Annotated in this window: 13 protein-coding genes and 1 rRNA gene; 9 read left to right on the top strand and 5 right to left on the bottom strand. The window is 68.4% G+C overall.

The window, feature by feature from the left end; translation table 11 throughout:
* Window positions 1-103 precede the first annotated feature (103 nt).
* Both J7520_RS00070 and J7520_RS00065 read left to right on the top strand, forming a co-directional pair.
* Window positions 104-1,771 (top strand): DUF1800 domain-containing protein, encoded by a 1,668-nt coding sequence (locus J7520_RS00070; protein ID WP_291182532.1) that lies wholly within the window; start codon window positions 104-106, stop codon window positions 1,769-1,771.
* Window positions 1,772-1,781: 10 nt separating this feature from the next.
* Complete coding sequence (locus J7520_RS00065; RefSeq protein WP_291182530.1) at window positions 1,782-3,206, top strand: DUF1501 domain-containing protein; 1,425 nt, start codon at window positions 1,782-1,784, stop codon at window positions 3,204-3,206.
* An 86-nt stretch (window positions 3,207-3,292) separates the two neighbouring features.
* Here the strand turns inward: J7520_RS00065 and radC are convergent, their stop codons facing one another.
* The gene (gene radC / locus J7520_RS00060; protein ID WP_291182528.1) at window positions 3,293-3,952 is read right to left on the bottom strand and encodes a DNA repair protein RadC; all 660 of its coding nucleotides are present in this window, start codon (window positions 3,950-3,952) and stop codon (window positions 3,293-3,295) included.
* Window positions 3,953-4,144: 192 nt separating this feature from the next.
* On the opposite strand from radC, the gene coaBC reads away from it, so the two are divergent.
* The 3 genes from coaBC to J7520_RS00045 all read left to right on the top strand — a co-directional run bounded on the left by coaBC (window position 4,145) and on the right by J7520_RS00045 (window position 8,324).
* A complete protein-coding gene (gene coaBC / locus J7520_RS00055; RefSeq protein ID WP_291182526.1) occupies window positions 4,145-5,356 on the top strand; it encodes a bifunctional phosphopantothenoylcysteine decarboxylase/phosphopantothenate--cysteine ligase CoaBC in 1,212 nt (403 codons plus the stop codon).
* Entirely contained in the window at window positions 5,353-5,823 is a 471-nt protein-coding gene (gene dut / locus J7520_RS00050; RefSeq protein ID WP_291182524.1) for a dUTP diphosphatase, read from the top strand. The genes coaBC and dut overlap by 4 nt, the downstream gene beginning before the upstream one ends.
* 146 nt (window positions 5,824-5,969) lie before the next feature.
* Window positions 5,970-8,324, top strand: a complete 2,355-nt coding sequence (locus tag J7520_RS00045) for a phosphomannomutase/phosphoglucomutase (protein WP_291182522.1) — start codon at window positions 5,970-5,972, stop codon at window positions 8,322-8,324.
* A 171-nt stretch (window positions 8,325-8,495) separates the two neighbouring features.
* Here J7520_RS00045 and J7520_RS00040 read toward each other — a convergent pair whose 3' ends face one another.
* Window positions 8,496-9,155, bottom strand: coding sequence for a DUF4124 domain-containing protein (locus J7520_RS00040; RefSeq protein WP_291182520.1), 660 nt, complete (start codon window positions 9,153-9,155; stop codon window positions 8,496-8,498).
* A 59-nt stretch (window positions 9,156-9,214) separates the two neighbouring features.
* The gene (pyrE, locus tag J7520_RS00035; protein WP_291182518.1) at window positions 9,215-9,856 is read right to left on the bottom strand and encodes an orotate phosphoribosyltransferase; all 642 of its coding nucleotides are present in this window, start codon (window positions 9,854-9,856) and stop codon (window positions 9,215-9,217) included.
* A 144-nt stretch (window positions 9,857-10,000) separates the two neighbouring features.
* Here pyrE and J7520_RS00030 point away from each other — a divergent pair, with 144 nt between their 5' ends.
* Window positions 10,001-10,810, top strand: a complete 810-nt coding sequence (locus tag J7520_RS00030) for an exodeoxyribonuclease III (protein ID WP_291182516.1) — start codon at window positions 10,001-10,003, stop codon at window positions 10,808-10,810.
* A 14-nt stretch (window positions 10,811-10,824) separates the two neighbouring features.
* On the top strand, window positions 10,825-12,126 hold the full coding sequence (locus tag J7520_RS00025; protein WP_291182514.1) for an MFS transporter: 1,302 nt from the start codon (window positions 10,825-10,827) through the stop codon (window positions 12,124-12,126).
* Here J7520_RS00025 and J7520_RS00020 read toward each other — a convergent pair.
* A complete protein-coding gene (locus tag J7520_RS00020) occupies window positions 12,078-13,268 on the bottom strand; it encodes an anhydro-N-acetylmuramic acid kinase (protein ID WP_291182513.1) in 1,191 nt (396 codons plus the stop codon). The two genes, J7520_RS00025 and J7520_RS00020, sit on opposite strands and share 49 nt — an antisense overlap.
* A gap of 7 nt (window positions 13,269-13,275) precedes the next feature.
* Complete coding sequence (locus J7520_RS00015; protein ID WP_291182511.1) at window positions 13,276-14,730, bottom strand: peptidoglycan DD-metalloendopeptidase family protein; 1,455 nt, start codon at window positions 14,728-14,730, stop codon at window positions 13,276-13,278.
* A 203-nt stretch (window positions 14,731-14,933) separates the two neighbouring features.
* Here J7520_RS00015 and tyrS point away from each other — a divergent pair, with 203 nt between their 5' ends.
* A complete protein-coding gene (gene tyrS / locus J7520_RS00010; protein WP_291182509.1) occupies window positions 14,934-16,148 on the top strand; it encodes a tyrosine--tRNA ligase in 1,215 nt (404 codons plus the stop codon).
* 549 nt (window positions 16,149-16,697) lie between these two features.
* Window positions 16,698-17,077, top strand: a 16S ribosomal RNA gene (locus tag J7520_RS00005); the annotation flags it as partial.

Below are 17,077 nucleotides of genomic sequence, written 5' to 3'. Positions count from 1 at the left end.
CGTAACTCCTGCTGAGAACGAAGCAGGGGGAAAACGCATGAGAGTGACGACACGGCGTGGCTCGTGGTGGCTGCCGGCGCTCGTATTCTGCGCCGTCGCGGCCATGGCTCCGGCGCGAGCCGGTTCGGATCTGATTTTCCGCTACGGGTTCGATCCGCCGTCGGACACGCCCGAGAGCCGCGGCGAGGCGAGCCGGTTCCTGGCCCAGGCGACCTTCGGCGCGTCCGAGGCCGATCTCGACGCGCTCGTCGCCAGCGGCTACGGCGCCTGGCTCGACCGCCAGATGCAGCGACCGACCCGGTACATGCTGCCGCACATGCGCCTCGCCGAGGGGGTCACCGACCCGCTGGCGCCGTTGCCGTTCTGGCGGTTCTGCATCGCGTGGTTCGTCAACGTGCTCGGCGGCGAGGACCAGCTGCGCCAGCGCGTCGCGTTCGCGCTGAGCGAAATCCTCGTCGTCTCCGAGCGCGGCAACGCCCTCGGCAACGACGGTCTCGCGCTGGGCGCCTACTACGACATCCTGCTGCGCAACGCCTTCGGCAACTACCGGCAGCTGCTCGAGGACGTGACGCTGAGCCCGGCGATGGGGCGCTACCTCAGCATGTACCGCAACCGCAAGCCCGATCCGGCCAACAACATCCAGGCCGACGAGAACTATGCGCGCGAGGTCATGCAGCTGTTCACGATCGGCCTGATCAAGCTCAACCTCGACGGCACGCCGCTGCTGGTCGACGGGCAGACCGTGCCGACCTACGACGGCGACGTCGTGCGCGGCTTCGCACGCGTGTTCACCGGCTGGGCCTGCCATTGCGGGCAAGGGCAGGAATGCCCGACGGATCCGTTCGAGCAGGAGAACTTCACCTGCAGCACCGAGCACGCGATGGTGCCGTTCGAGACGTACCACGATCGCGGCGAGAAGCGCCTGCTCGACGGCGCCGTGCTGCCCGCCAACCGCGACGCGCGGCCGGAACTGGAGGCGGCGCTGGACCTCTTGTTCCGCCATCCGAACGTGGGGCCATTCGTCGGCCGCCAGCTGATCCAGCGCCTGGTCACCAGCAACCCGTCGCCGGCCTACGTCGGCCGCGTCGCCGCCGTGTTCGAGGACAACGGCGCCGGCGTGCGCGGCGACCTCGGTGCGACGGTGCGCGCGATCCTGCTCGATCCGGAGGCGCGCACCGGGCATCGCACCGCGCCGACGACGTTCGGCAAGATACGCGAGCCGCTGCTGCGCCTGACCCAGATGTGGCGCGCGTTCGACGTCTCGTGGGAGGAGGACGAACTGCTCGGCGACGATCTCAACATCCAGGACCGATACAACCAGGCCGCGTTGCAGTCGCCGTCGGTGTTCAACTTCTTCGCGCCCGACCACACGCCCGGCCCGCCGCTCGCCGCCGGCATGGTCGCGCCGGAGATGCAGGCGATCAGCGCGAACTTCGCGATCCATCTGACCAACGACCTGTCCGGCCGCATCTATTGGGGCTATCTCGGCGGGCCGATGGACGACTTCAGTCCGAACGCGCGCGTGATCGATCTGCGGCGCTGGGAAGCGCTGATCCGTCCGGCTTCCGGCGGCGCCGAGGCGCCGCCCGGCGCGCTCGACGCACTGCTCGACCGCTGCGACGAGCTGCTGCTCGGCGGCCAGATGTCCGATCCGCTGCGCCAGCGCATCCGCACGCGCCTGCTGACGATTCCCGCCGAGGATACGTTGCTGCGCGTGCAGAACGTGCTCTACCTGATCACCACGTCGGCGGAATACGCCGTGCAGCGCTGAGGCCTTTCCCATGTGCACGAAATCTTCCCTGCATTCGCGCCGCGGCTTCCTGCGCCGCAGCCTCGCCGCGCTGGCCGGCGGCTCGGCGTTCTTCGCCGCCCCGTCCAGCCTGTCGTTGCTCAATGCGGCATGGGCGCAATCGGCGCCGGCCGGCAGCGACTACAAAGCGCTGGTGTGCGTGTTCCTGCTCGGCGGCAACGACGGCCACAACCTGATCGTGCCGCGCTCCACTGCCGAATACGCTCTTTATGCGAACCGCCGCCGCGGTCTGACGCTGCCGCGCGAGGCGCTGCTGCCGATCAACCCGATCGCCGGCGCCGACTACGCACTCGGCCTGCACCCGTCGTTGTCCGAACTGCAAGCCTTGTTCGAAGGCGGCCGGCTCGCGCTGCTGGCGAACGTCGGCGCGCTGGTCGAGCCCGTGTCGCGCCAGCAGTACGACCAGCGCACCGCGCGCCTGCCACCGCAGCTGTTCTCGCACAACGACCAGCAGACGTTCTGGCAGTCGCTGGAGGCGCGTTCGCCGGTCGACACGACGCCGGCCAGCGGCTGGGGCGGACGCATCGCCGATCTGCTGCAGGCCGGCGGCAATCCGGATGCCGCCGTGGCGATGAACCTATCGCTCGCCGGCAGCAATCCGTTCCAGAGCGGGCTCAGGACCGATGCGCTTTCGGTCGACACCGGCGCGATCCGCTCGCTCGAGGCCGACCGCGATCCGAGCGCCGTCGCCGAGGTGGAGGCCCTTCTCGCCCAGGCGCATCCCAATCTGCTGGTGGAGTCCTATCGCCGGCGGCTGCTCGGCGCGGTCGACGACTATCGCGTGCTCGCCGACGCGCTTGCCGGGGCGCCGGAACTGACCACCCCGTTCCCGCCTCCGCCGGAGCCGGGCGGTGCGGCGGCGGACCGCTTCGCGTTCGCGCTCGGGCACCAGCTCCGCCGCGCCGCCGAATTGATCTCGGTGCGTCAGGCGCTCGGCATGCGCCGGCAGATCTTCTTCTGCTCGCTCGGCGGCTTCGACACGCACGACGCGCAGATGGCCGACCAGCCGCAGCTCCTGGCCGGTCTGTCGCGCGCGCTGAAGGCGTTCCATGCGGCGACGATCGAGCTGCGCGTCGAATCGAGCGTGACGACGTTCGCCGCGACCGAGTTCGGGCGCTCGCTGACCAGCAACGGCGACGGCTCCGATCACGGCTGGGGCAACCATCTGTTCGTGCTCGGCGGCGCCGTGCGCGGGCAGCGCGTGTTCGGCGCGATGCCGGACTTGTCGGCGGCGAGCCAGGACATCGCCGGCGACGGCAATCTGATCCCGCGCATCGCCGTCGACCAGTATGGCGCGACGCTGGGGCGCTGGTTCGGGGTGCCGGACGAGGCGCTCCATCTGGTGTTCCCGAACCTGAAGGAGTTCGAACCGCACGACCTCGGCTTCATGGCATGAGGATTCCGCGCGAAAAACGTCGATCGGCACGCCGCCGCCGGAATGCGCTCCCCGACATTCGGCGCCGCTCGCGCGGGAGGGCTTTGCTACAACCATCCACGCTGCGCCAGCGAGGTCGGCGGGCCTTCGCCGATGATGAAATGATCGAGCAGGCGCACCTCGATCAGATCCAGCGCTTGGCGCAGCCGATGCGTGATCGCGCGGTCTTCCGGGCTCGGCTCGGTCGATCCGGAAGGGTGGTTGTGGGCGAGGATCGCCGCTGCCGCGTTGTGCACGATGCACCGTCGCACGACTTCGCGCGGGTGCACGTGGGCGCCGCCGATCGAGCCGCGGAACAGTTCCTCGAAGGCGATCACGCGATTGCGGCTGTCGAGGAACAGGCAGGCGAACACTTCGTACGGATAGCCGGACAGGCGCGACTTCAGATAGCGCGCGCTGGAGAGCGGATCGAGCAGGGTTTCGCGCTCGCGCAGGTTCGCGTCGAGATAGCGCCGGCCGAGTTCCAGCGCGGCGCGCAGGCGGCACCAGGCGACGGCGCCGAGTCCGGGCCGTTCGTGCGCGTCGAGCAGTTCCCTGAGGCTGCCGGCGCCGGCGAGCAGCGCACGCGAGAGATCGACCGCGTTCTGGCCGCGGCGGCCGGAGCCGAGGAACACCGCCAGCAGCTCGGCGTCGGACAGGCTCGTGGCGCCCTGCGCGAGCAGTTTTTCGCGTGGACGTTCTTCGGTTGGCCAGTCGCGGATGTTCATGGGCAGGGTCGGGATCGGAATCGGGAGGGCGCGTCGTTTCGAACGGGAGCGGAAATGCCCGAAGCGAACGCGGGCGCATGTCGTCATGGCTTCGTCGCCTTGCAGGTTAACGACGGCTCGACACCGCCGCAGCGGCGATCGGCGCGAATTTCAGTAAGCTAGCCGCTTCGTGTCCCGTACGCGGTTTCCTACATGAATCGTCCCTCCCTGGCCGGTATGCGCGTGCTGCTCGGCGTTTCCGGCGGCATCGCCGCGTACAAGGCGTGCGAACTCGTGCGACGCCTGCGCGACGCCGGCGCCGACGTGCGCGTGGTGTTGACCGAGAACGCCGCGCGTTTCGTCACTCCGCTGACCTTCCAGGCGCTGTCGGGGCAGCCCGTGCGCTCGGGCCTGTGGGACGACTCGGCGGAAGCCTCGATGGGCCACCTGGAACTGGCGCATTGGGCGCAGCACGTTCTGATCGCGCCGGCCAGCGCCGATCTGATCGCGCGTCTCGCCCACGGCCTCGCCGACGACCTGCTCGCCACGCTATGCCTGGCCAGTACCGCGCCGTTGAGCATCGCACCGGCGATGAACGTGCGCATGTGGGCGCACGCGGCCACGCAGGCCAACGTGGCGACGCTGCGCCAGCGCGGCGCGACCTTCCTCGGCCCGGCCGACGGACCGATGGCGGAGAACGAGTCCGGCCCGGGCCGGCTGCTCGAGCCGCACCAGATCGTTGCGGAACTGGCGGCCTTGCAGGGTCCCAGGCCGCTCGCCGGCAAGCGCGTGCTGGTCAGCGCCGGTCCGACCTTCGAGGACATCGATCCTGTGCGCTTCATCGGCAACCGCAGCTCCGGCCGCATGGGCTTCGCCGTCGCCGAAGCTGCGGCTCAGGCCGGTGCCGAGGTGACGCTGGTCGCCGGTCCCGTTTCGCTGGCGACGCCGGCCGGCGTCGCGCGCGTCGACGTGCGCAGCGCGCGGCAGATGCGCGAGGCGGTATTGGCGCAGGCGCCGCGCCACGACGTGTTCGTCTCCGCCGCCGCGGTCGGCGATTTCCGGCCCGAGGCGGTGGCGCCGCAGAAGCTGAAGAAATCCGGCGGCGGCGGGCTCGAACTCGCCCTGGTGCAGAATCCGGACATCCTCGCCGAAGTCGCCGCGCTGCCGCAGCGGCCGTTCGTGGTCGGCTTCGCCGCCGAGACCGAGAACGTCGAGGACTACGCGCGCGCCAAGCTCGAGCGCAAGAAGCTCGATCTCATCGCGGCCAATCGCGTCGGCGCCGACTGCGGCTTCGAGCGCGACGACAATGCGCTGCTGCTGCTCTGGCCCGGCGGCCGCGAGGAGCTGGCGCAGGCCGACAAGCGTGCGCTGGCGCGCGCGCTGGTCGCGCGCATCGCCGAGCGCAGCGCGCAGGCGCGCGCATGAGCGGCCCGGCGGTGACGAACATTGCGCTGAAGATCCTCGACGCGCGCCTCGGCCGTGATTTCCCGCTGCCTGAACCCGCGACGGCGTCCTCCGCCGGCGTCGACCTGCGCGCGATGCTGGAGGCGCCGCTCGTGCTCGCGGCGGGCGCCAGCGCGTTGATCCCGAGCGGCATCGCGATCCACATCGGCGATCCGAATCTCTGCGCCGTGGTGTTGCCGCGCTCGGGACTGGGTCACAAGCACGGCATCGTGCTCGGCAATCTGGTCGGACTGATCGACGCCGACTACCAGGGTCCATTGATGATTTCGTGCTGGAACCGTTCCGACGCCGCGTTTACGATCGCGCCGGGGGAACGCATCGCGCAGCTGGTGATCCTGCCGGTCGTGCGTGCCGCCTTCGAGGTCGTCGAGGACTTCGCGCCGAGCGAGCGCGGCGCCGGCGGATTCGGCAGTTCCGGCCGGCATTGACGGACAACCACACCGGCACAGGACGTGCCGTCGCATCCGACGGGTGAGCGGCGGACGCGACGGGCGTGGCGCGGCTTCGCCGCGATCGTTGCGTAGCGGACGGCGGCGGGACGCCCGGTTTCGCGAATCAGACTAGGGGGCGGTTCATGAGCGAGGCGAACGCGGCACCGGCGAGATTCCGCGCGGACTGGCGCGTGCTGCTGTCGTTGGCGCTGGCGACCTTGCTGCTCGCGCTCGGCTTGTTCCTCGCGTGGCAGACCTCGCTGGTCTGGCGCATGCAGAGCGGCGCCGAAGAAGCCGATCGCGTGCGCACGTCGACCGTCGACGCGCTGGCCAAGCAGATTCGCCAGACCACCGAGCGCGTGCGCGAGGCGCTGGCTTCTCCGGCCGTGCAGCAGGCGCTCGCGGCGGAGGGAGCGCCCGATCACGCCGCTGCCGCGGCGGCGCTGAAGCAGGCGCTGCCGGAAGCCAGCGACGCGCAGTTCTTCAGCGCCAACCTGGACGAAGTGCTCGCCGGCGACCTGAAAGTGCTCGGCTACGCCAAGGCGGCCGCGCTGATGCAGGCGAAGATGCATCCCGAGCACCCGCCGGCGGAGATGCGCAGCGGCGCCGACAAGAGCCAGCGCCTGATGCTCGCGCAGCCGGCCGCGGTCGGCGGCGAAGTGCGCGCCTATGCCGTGGTCGAATTGCCGTTCGCGCCCGTTCTGGACACGTTCCGCAGCGCGGCGGCGAACGGCGCGGGCCTGCAGCTGCGCCAGGGCGACGGCCGCGGCGATCTCCTGATCGCCGGCATCGGCGCGTCGCGCGCCGATGCGCTCGCCGATCCCGGCGTGCCGGTGCCCGGATCGAGCCTGCGCATCGGCAAGGCGGAGCCGGACTATTTCATCGTCGTGCCGCACAATCTCGCGCTGCTGTGCGTGCTGACCCTGCTCAGCCTGCTCGGCGGCGGCCTTGCGCTGTGGCTGCGGCAGGTCGGTGTTCAGCGCGCCCTGTCCATGCTGCAGCGTTCCCCCCAATCGAAGACTCAGGAGATCACGTTGGCCGAAGCGATCCAGCAGCAGCCGGAATCGACCGGAACCGCCTCGAAACCCGCGCCGCAGCCGGCGGCGCCGAACGAGCCGGTGCAGGTCGACGCGAGCATGTTCCGCGCCTACGACATCCGCGGCGTGGTGGGGCAGGGCCTGACCTACGCCAGCGCGCGCCTGATCGGCCGCGCGATCGGCAGCGAAGCGCGCGAGCGCGGCCTGCGCGAGATCGTGGTCGGCCGCGACGGCCGCTTGTCGGGGCCTGAACTCGTGCGCGCGCTGATCGACGGCCTACGCTCGACCGGCATGGACGTGATCGACATCGGCGCCGCGCCGACGCCGGTGACGTACTTCGCCAACTACCACCTGCACACCGGCTCCGGCATCTCGGTGACCGGCAGCCACAATCCGCCGGACTACAACGGCTTCAAGATCGTGCTCGGCGGCGAGACGCTGTCGGAAGGCGCGATCCGCGACCTGCACGCGCGCATCGTCGAAGGGCGCTTCGTCGACGGCCAGGGCGGCCTGCAGGCGATCGACGTCGGCGCCGACTACATCCGCCGCATCACCGACGACGTGCAGACCGAGCGCCGCCTCAAGGTCGTCGTCGACTGCGGCAACGGCATCCCGGGTGCGTTCGCGCCGGCCGTGCTCGAAGGCATCGGCTGCGAGGTCGTACCGCTCTACTGCGACGTCGACGGCAACTTCCCGAACCATCATCCCGACCCGTCCGACCTGCACAACCTGGAAGACCTGATCGCGGTCGTGAAGCACGAGAAGGCCGATCTCGGCCTCGCCTTCGACGGCGACGGCGATCGCCTCGGCGTGGTCACGCCGAGCGGCGAGGTGATCTTTCCGGACCGCCTGCTGATGCTGTTCGCGATCGACATCCTGACGCGCAATCCGGGCGCGACGATCATCTACGACGTGAAGTGCACCGGCCACCTGCAGCCGGTCATCCTGCAGCACGGCGGCAGTCCGCTGATGTGGCGCACCGGCCATTCGCTGATCAAGTCGAAGATGCGCGAAACGGAAGCCGCGATGGCCGGCGAGATGAGCGGGCATTTCTTCTTCGGCGAGCGCTGGTACGGCTTCGACGACGGCATCTACGCGGCCGCGCGGCTGATGGAGATCCTCGCCGGCGATCCGGAAGGCCGCACGCCGCAGCAGATCTTCGACACCTTGCCGAAGGGCGTCTCGACGCCGGAACTGAAGATCCCGATGCGCGAGGGCGAGCACTACCGCTTCATCGAGACGTTCCGCGAGCAGGCCAAGTTCGACGGCGCGCGCCTGACCACGATCGACGGGCTGCGCGCGGACTGGCCGGACGGCTGGGGGCTGGTGCGCGCGTCGAACACCACGCCGGTGCTGGTACTGCGCTTCGATGCCGACAACGCCGCCGCGCTGAAGCGCATCCAGGATCTGTTCCGCACGCAGCTGAAGGCGCTGGATCCGGCGCTGCCGATGCCGTTCTGAGGAAGGCTGAGAAGATTTTCTCGCAGAGACGCAGAGACGCAGAGACGCAGAGGAAAAAAGCTCTTTCTCTCCGCGCCTCTACGTCTGTGCGAGAGATCGCTTTCGCTCGCGGCGGCTTTCCGGAGATGCCCATCTGGGCGGGCATGACGTCGGGCCCGACTCTTTCCTAGATCATTGTCCCTGCGCGCGCTGCGCGAGCTTGGCTTTCAGCTCGCGGTAGCGCGCGGTTTCGGCCTCGAATTTCGCCGCCGCCGCGGCATGGTCGCTCTCGCGGCGCGCCAGTGCGGCGCGCTGGGCGTCGACCTGCTTCTGCGTCTCGGCGATCTGCTTGGCCTGCGCATCCGGCAGGGTCTTGCCGTTGCGCTCGACCTCGGCCGCGTGCGCGAGCTGGTCGGCCAGCGCCTGCTCCTGGCTGCGCAGGCTGATGCGCGCCGCGCTGACCTGCTGGTCGAGCAGGTCGAGCTTCTGCTGCTGCGCGCGCTTCAGGTCGCTTTCGGCCGGGTAGGCGGTGAGCAGCTGGGCGTCGGTGCGGGCGCGCGCATCGGATTCTTCACGCAGCGCCTGCGCCTTGGCCAGCTCGGCCTTGGCGGCGGCTTTCTCGTCCGCCGTCTTCGCCCGTTCGACGCGCTTGATCACCAGGCCCTGGGCATTGACGATCTCGTAGCCGTATTGCGCGGCGTCCGCCGGCAATGCGTCGGAATAGTGCAGCGCACCCGAAGCGTCACGCCATTTGTACTGGCTGCGGGCGCCGCTGGCTCCGCCAGCGGCGAGCGCATTGGCGCCGGCGAGCGCGAGCGCGCAGACGAACAGGCCGTACGATCCTCGATGCATGCAGGTACCCCCTCCCTTCGAGTATAGGCGAGCCGGGCGCGGCTGCGCTGCGTGCCGCTTCAAACTCCGTAGCGGGTGCGGTAGTCGGCGAGTTTCTGCCGATGAGCGGCCAGTTCGGGACGGTCGCCGACGTAGGCGAGCAGGTCGGTCAGGCGCGCGATCGCGAAGCTCGGGATGCCGTGCTCGGCGGCGAGCTCCTGCGTCGCCGACAGCGCACCCTGGCCGCGTTCTTCGCGGTCGAGGGCGATCAGCACACCGGCCGGAGTCGCCCCGGCGGCGCGGATCAGGCCGAGCGACTCGCGGATCGCGGTGCCGGCGGTGATGACGTCGTCGACGATCAGCACGCGCCCGCGCAGCGGCGCGCCGACCAGCATGCCGCCCTCGCCGTGGTCCTTGGCCTCCTTGCGGTTGTAGGCGAACGGCAGGTCGCGGCCGTGCCGTTCGGCCAGCGCGGCGGCGGTGACGGCGGCGAGCACGATGCCTTTGTAGGCCGGCCCGAACAGCATGTCGAATTCGAGCCCGGAGCGCTCGATCGCCTCCGCGTAGGCCCGCCCGAGCGTCGCCAGCGCGGCGCCGGAATCGAACAGCCCGGCGTTGAAGAAGTACGGGCTGACGCGGCCGGATTTCAGCGTGAATTCGCCGAAGCGCAGCACGTTGCGGGCGACGGCGAGGTCGAGGAAGGCGCGTTGGGATGGGAGCATGGGGGCCGTGAGCGATGAGCGGTGAGCGGTGAGCGGTGAGCGGATTTTGCCGGAATCGTTCGGGCCGCGACGGGCTCGAGCAGGTGATGCGCTATTCTGCGACGAAACACCTTCCGCTCACCGCTCACGGTCGACCGCTCACCTATGCGCATCATCTCCTTCAACGCCAACGGCGTCCGCTCCGCCGCGAACAAGGGTTTCTTCGACTGGCTGCGCGAGCAGAACGCCGACGTGGTCTGCCTGCAGGAAACCAAGTCGCAGGAAGACCAGCTGACCGACCCGATGTTCCGGCCGGACGGCCATCACTGCTTCTATCGCGACGCGATCACGAAGAAGGGCTACTCGGGCGTCGCGATCTATTCCAAGCGCGAGCCGGACGAAGTGCGCACCGCGCTCGGCTGGGCGCCGTTCGACGACGAAGGCCGCTACATCGAGGCGCGCTACGGCAAGCTCAGCGTCGTCTCGTTCTACATCCCGTCCGGCTCCTCCGGCGAGGAGCGGCAGGGCTTCAAGTTCAAGGCGATGGAGTGGCTGAAGCCGATCCTCGACGAATGGCTGGCCAGCGGCCGCGAGTACGTGCTGTGCGGCGACTGGAACATCGTGCGCAGCCGGCTCGACATCAAGAACTGGTCCTCGAACCAGAAGAATTCCGGGTGCCTGCCGCCGGAGCGCGCCTGGTTGAACGCGCAGCTCGGCGACGACGGCGGCAGCGACGGCACGCCGTCGGCCGCGCGCGGCTGGGTCGACACCTATCGCGCGCTGCATCCGCAAGGCCAGGACTACACCTGGTGGAGCAACCGCGGCGCCGCGCGCGCGAACAATGTCGGGTGGCGCATCGACTACCAGCTCGCCACGCCGGGTCTGCGCCCGCGCAAGTGCTCGATCACCCCGGCGCCGCGCTTCTCCGATCACGCGCCGTACCTGGTCGAATACGCGCCGATCAAGGACGCGTGAGCCGAAGACGCCGCGTGACGACCGCCCCGAACAAGCCCTCGGTGTGGCGCGCGTTCGCGCAGCCGTCGGCGTGGACGATGCTTTTCTTCGGCTTCGGTTCCGGCCTGCCGTTCCTGCTCGTCGCCGGCACGCTCGCGCTGTGGCTCAAGGACGCCGGCATCGAACTGAAGTCGATCACGATGATCGCGAGCGCCGGTCTCGCCTACGCGTTCAAGTTCCTCTGGGCGCCGCTGCTCGACCACTTCAGGCTGCCCGGTTTCGCGCGCCTGGGGCTGCGCCGCGGCTGGCTGGTCTTCGCCCAGCTCGGCGTGATCGCCGGGCTGATCGCGATGGCGGCGCTGACGCCGCAGAACCTGCCGGCGTTCATCGTCGCGACGCTCGCCGTCGCGGTGTTCGGCGCGACGCAGGACATCGCCGTCGATGCGTACCGCATCGAAATCGCGTCGGTCGAACAGCAAGGTGCGCTGGTGGCGACCTATTCGCTCGGCTATCGCCTCGGCCTGATGGTCAGCTTCGCGTTCGCCGCGACGCTGGCGGACCACATCCCGTGGCGCGTCGTCTACCTGCTGATGGCGTCGGCGATGACGATTCCGATCGTCGCCGCCCTGATCGCGCGCGAGCCCGTCGTCGAGCGCGCGTATCCGCAGGGCTGGCGCGACGCGATGCGCGTCAGCGTCGTCGATCCGCTGGCGGATTTCTTCCGTCGCTTCGGCGCGCCGCTGGCGTTGCTGACCCTGGCGTTCCTGCTCACATTCAAGATCCCGGAGCAGGCCACGATCGGCGGCATCATGAGCCCGTTCTATCGCGACATGGGGTTTTCCAATACGGAAATCGGCCTGGTCACCAAGTTCTACGGCGTCTGGATCGGCATCCTCGGCGCCTTCATCGGCGGTGCGATGGTGGTGCGCTGGGGTGCCTGGCGGCCGCTGTGCGCGACGATCGTGCTCTGCGGCTGCAGCAATCTGTTCTACCTGTTCCTGATCGCGCACCAGGGCAATCTGCTGGTGCTGACGGCGGTGATCTCGGCCGAGAACTTCACGCTCGGCATGCTCGGGCCGCCGACGGTCGCGTTCCTGTCCGCGCTGGTCAATCGCCAGCACACCGCGGCGCAGTACGCCCTGCTGAGTTCGCTGGTGAATCTGCCCGGCAAGCTGCTCGGCATTTTCGCCGGCGGTATCGCGATGTCGGTCGGCTACGGCGCCTATTTCGTGATCACGGTGCTCGCGCTGATTCCGGCGACGTTGCTGTTCATTCTGCTGTGGCCGCGCTATCGCGACATTGGGCGCGAGAAAGCGTCCGCGCCGCCGGCCGGATAGATCGCGCCGAGCCGGCGCGGGCCGCGCGCGCCGGTCACGCTCGGCAGGTTGCCCGGGTCGCCGTCGAGGCGCTCGCGCGCGAGCCAGGCGAAGCCGACGGCTTCGACGTAGTCCGGGTCGAGACCGAGTACTGCGGTGCTGTCGATGCGCAGGCGCGGCAATCGCGCGCGCAGCGCATCCATCAATGCCGGATTGTGCACGCCGCCGCCGCAGGCGTAGATCTCGCGCGTGGCGGGCGCATGCGCGAGCAGCGCGTCGGCGATGCTGCGCGCGCTCAGGGCGAGCAAGGTCGCCTGCACGTCGGCGGGGGCGAGGTCGGGCCCGAGGCGCGGCTCCAGCCAGGCCAGGTTGAAATCCTCGCGACCGGTGCTCTTCGGCGGCGCGGCGGCGAAGAAGGGGTCGGCGAGCAATTCGGCGAGCAGGGCTTCGTCGACGCGCCCGCTGCGTGCCCACGCGCCGCCTTCGTCGCGCGGCGCGCCGAGGTGGCGCTCGGCCCACGCATCGAGCAGGCAGTTGGCCGGGCCGCTGTCGAAGCCGATGACGGGGCGGCCGCTGTCGAGCAAAGTCAGGTTGGCGATGCCGCCGAGATTCAGGATCGCACGCGGGACGCGCGGATCGGCGAACACGGCCGCGTGCAGCGACGGCAGCAGCGGTGCACCCTGGCCGCCGGCGGCGACGTCGGCGCGGCGGAAATCGGCGACCGTGGTGAGGCCCGTGCGTTCGGCGATCACGCTCGGGTCGCCGATCTGCAGCGTGAACGGATGCGCTCCGTCGACGCGGTGGCGCACGGTCTGGCCGTGCGAGCCGATCGCGACGACGGCGCTTGCGGGCACGCCGGCCTCGTGCAGCAAGGCGTTCGCGGCGGCCGCGAAGCATTCACCGATTTCGACGTCGAGTCGTCCGTAGTCGTCCAGCGCAATGGTCGCGGTCGAGGTGGCCAGCGCCAGCACGCGTCGGCGCAACTCCTCGGGGTACGGCGTGGTGCGCGCGGCGACGATGCGCAGCGAGTTGCTCTTGCCGGAATGCCCGGCCGTGAACGGTTCGGCGGCCGGCGGCGTGGCGAACTCGACCAGCGCGGCGTCGATGCCGTCGGCGCTGGTGCCCGAGATCAGGCCGAGATAGAGCCAGGATACCGGCGCCACGCGCGGCTCAATTGCCGGCGCGGGCGAACTGCAGGCCGTCGATCGTCTTCAGACGCGCCAGCATCGGCGCGGTCTTGAGCTTGAACTGCGCGAGCTGGGTCGCCGGCAGGGCTTCCTCGATCGGCAGGGTCACGGTCAGCGGGTTGCGGTGCTGGCCGCTGACGCGGAATTCGTAGTGCAGATGCGGGCCGGTGGCGAGGCCGGTCGAGCCGACGTAGCCGATGGTCTGGCCCTGGCTGACATTCTGGCCGACCTTCACGTTGGCGAAGCGCGACATGTGGCCGTACGCGGTCGTGATCGTGCTGTTGTGCTGGATCGTGATGAAGTTGCCGTAGCCCGAACTCCAGCCGCGGAAGGTGATCTTGCCGTTGCCGGCGGCGCGGATCGGCGTGCCGGTCGGCGCGGCGTAGTCGACACCTTTGTGCGCGCGCATGTAGCCGAGCACCGGATGCATGCGGCCGGTCGAGAACACCGAGGAGATGCGCGTGAATTCCACCGGCGTGCGCAGGAAGGACTTGCGCAGCGGGCGTCCCGCCTCGTTGTAGAACAGCGTTTCGCCGGCCGCGTTGGTGTAGCGGATCGCGGTGTAGCGCTTGCCCTGGTTGATGAAGGTCGCGGCGATGATGTCGCCGTCGCGCAGGTGTTCGCCTTCGCGGTAGACGTCGTCGTAGATCACGCTGAAGCTGTCGCCCTCGCGCAGGTCCTGCGCGAAGTCGATGTCGTAGCCGAACGCGTTGGCGAGCTTGAGCACCATCGCGTCGCTGAGGCCCGCCTGCTCGCCGGCGTAGAACAGCGAGCGCGTGACGACGCCGTGCGCGACGCGCGTGCGCCGCTCGACGGCGCGGTCCTCGGTGGTTTCGCTGACGTCGTCGGCGTTGAAGTGCAGGACGACGCGGGTGGCGTCGTCGCGCTCGAAGCGCATCGCGGCAAGGCTGCCGTCGGTGTCCAGCGCGAAGGCGAATTCCTGGCCGGGGCGGATGCGGCGCAGCGGCGAGGCGTCGTCCTGCGAATCGAGCGCGCGTTGCAGCTCGTTCGGTCCGAAGCCCTGTTCGCGGAAGATGTCCGACAGCGATTGGCCGGCGCGCACGCTGACGATGCGCCATTCCGGCTCGGTCGCGTCGACGCCGTAGCTGCCGATCGCGGGGTCCGCCTCGCTGCCGGGGGGCAGCTGCGGCAATTCGATATTGAGCGTGGTGTAAGGTGTCGGGCCGGATTCGTGGCGCGTCGCGTTGGCCCAGGTCGGGATCACGATACCGACTAGAGCGGTCAACAGCAGCGCGACGCCGCCGAGGATCCAGTGCTCGGCGCGCCAGTTGATTGGTCCGGCGGCGACGCTCTGCACGAAGGTCCAGCTCGACCAGCGCGAATAGAAATGGAAATGCTTGCGTTGAGTGTGGCGCCGAATCGCGAGGCGACGGGTTTTGTGGCGCGCGGAATGGATGGCGTTTTTGCTGTCGGTCACGGTCGCGGTCCGGTCAATCGCGCGGTACCATAAAGGGCTTGCGCAGGCGGCGTCAATCCCAATCGCAACAAGGGGTTGCGAGAGGTCTTTGATCTAACGTTTTATTAACCGCGCGACCGGTTTCCCCCCTGTGCGCGGAGCATGAAGAGAATTCCAGAAGTGGACTTATTGCAAGGCGCACTGCATCACGAATTGGGAGCGACATGAGCGACATCCAGCACGCCCTCGGCCTGATCGGCCGTGGCGCGGACGAAATCATCAAGCACGAGGAGCTCGAGGCGCGCCTCAAGCTCGGGCGGCCACTGCGGATCAAGGCCGGATTCGATCCGACCGCGCCTGATCTCCATCTCGGCCACACCGTGCTGCTGAACAAGATGCGGCAGTTCCAGGACCTGGGCCATCAGGTGATCTTCCTGATCGGCGACTTCACCGGAATGATCGGCGACCCGAGCGGCAAGAACGTCACGCGCAAGCCGCTCAGCCGCGCGGACATCGAGGCGAACGCGAAGACCTACGCCGATCAGGTGTTCAAGGTGCTCGATCGCGAGCGCACCGAGGTGCGCTTCAACTCCGAATGGTTCGGGCAGATGAGCGCGGCCGACATGATCCGGTTGGCGGCCAAGCACACCGTCGCGCGCATGCTCGAGCGCGACGACTTCGCCAAGCGCTACGCGGCGCAGCAGTCGATCGCGATCCACGAGTTCCTGTATCCGCTGGTGCAGGGCTACGATTCCGTCGCCTTGAAGTGCGACGTCGAACTCGGCGGCACCGACCAGAAGTTCAACCTGCTGATGGGGCGCATGCTGCAGGAGGACGCCGGCCAGCCGCCGCAGATCGTACTGACGATGCCGCTGCTGGAGGGGCTGGACGGCGTGCACAAGATGTCCAAGTCGCTCGGCAACTACATCGGCATCAATGAGCCGGCGATCGACATCGTCAACAAGACGATGAAGATCGGCGACGAGCTGATGTGGCGCTGGTACGAGTTGTTGAGCCTGGATCGCTCGGCGAGCGAAATCGAAACGATGAAGCGCGAGGTCGCCGGCGGCCAGCTGCATCCGCGCGACGCCAAGATCGCGCTCGCACGCGAGCTCGCCGCGCGCTTTCAGGGAAGCGGCGAAGCCGAGCGGGCGGTCGAGCAGTGGATCGCGCTGGTGCGCGAGCAGCGCGTCGACGTCGATCTGCCTTTGCAGGACATCGCCGTGCCGGCGGAAGGCATCCGCATCGCGCCGCTGTTCGTCGCGGCGAAGCTCGCGTCGAGCAATTCCGAGGTGACGCGCAAGCTCAACGAGCGTGCCGTGCGCATCGACGGTGCCGTGGTGGAGGATCGCGAGCGCTTGCTCGTACCGGGCGGCGAGCATCTGTTGCAGATCGGCAAGCGTGCGTTTGCGCGCGTACGCCTGGTCCGAACCGCATAGCGACGCGGGTTTGAGCGTGCCGCGAAAAAATTTTCGCGCGGACGCTTGACGAATTTTGGATTGGATGTAGGATGCGCGGCCCTGCAACGGCGGGTCGATCGAAACGACGACTTCAGCGGCTGCAGGGCGCCCTCCGCGAAGTGAAAGAAAGTTCGCGGAGAGGGGTTGACGAATCCGAGTTTGGTTGTAGGATTCGCGGCCCTTCGACAGAGAGGTCCTCCGGGACGGAATGTCGAGGTTCGATGCAAGACTCCGGTCGAGCATCGCGGAACGAAAAAAAATCGCTCCGGGGTGTTGACGGTTACGAAAATGGTTGTATAGTACGCGGCTCCCTACGACGAAACGTCCTGGGGCGCGAGACAAGAAGTTCTCGCAAGCCTTTGATCTTTGAAAGTGTGCGCAGGTAACTTGTGTGGGCGCCTTGTGGTGGATGAATGTCCATCGATACAAAGTGCGTCCAAGCAAACGTCAAAGCAGCAATGTTTTACGCAGGCTTGGTTCACACTCAGAAGTTTGACTGAAGGGCTTCGGCCCGGAAGTCTGCAATTTCAACTGAAGAGTTTGATCCTGGCTCAGAGTGAACGCTGGCGGCAGGCCTAACACATGCAAGTCGAGCGGCAGCGCGGGGGCAACCCTGGCGGCGAGCGGCGGACGGGTGAGGAATACATCGGAATCTGCCTTATTGTGGGGGATAACGTAGGGAAACTTACGCTAATACCGCATAAGACCGAAAGGTGAAAGTGGGGGACCGCAAGGCCTCACGCGATAAGATGAGCCGATGTCGGATTAGCTAGTTGGTGAGGTAATGGCTCACCAAGGCGACGATCCGTAGCTGGTCTGAGAGGATGATCAGCCACACTGGAACTGAGACACGGTCCAGACTCCTACGGGAGGCAGCAGTGGGGAATATTGGACAATGGGCGCAAGCC

This window comes from Dokdonella sp. (genome assembly GCF_017744955.1).
Classification (GTDB): domain Bacteria; phylum Pseudomonadota; class Gammaproteobacteria; order Xanthomonadales; family Rhodanobacteraceae; genus Dokdonella_A.
This window is presented reverse-complemented; position numbering and strand designations above follow the sequence as displayed.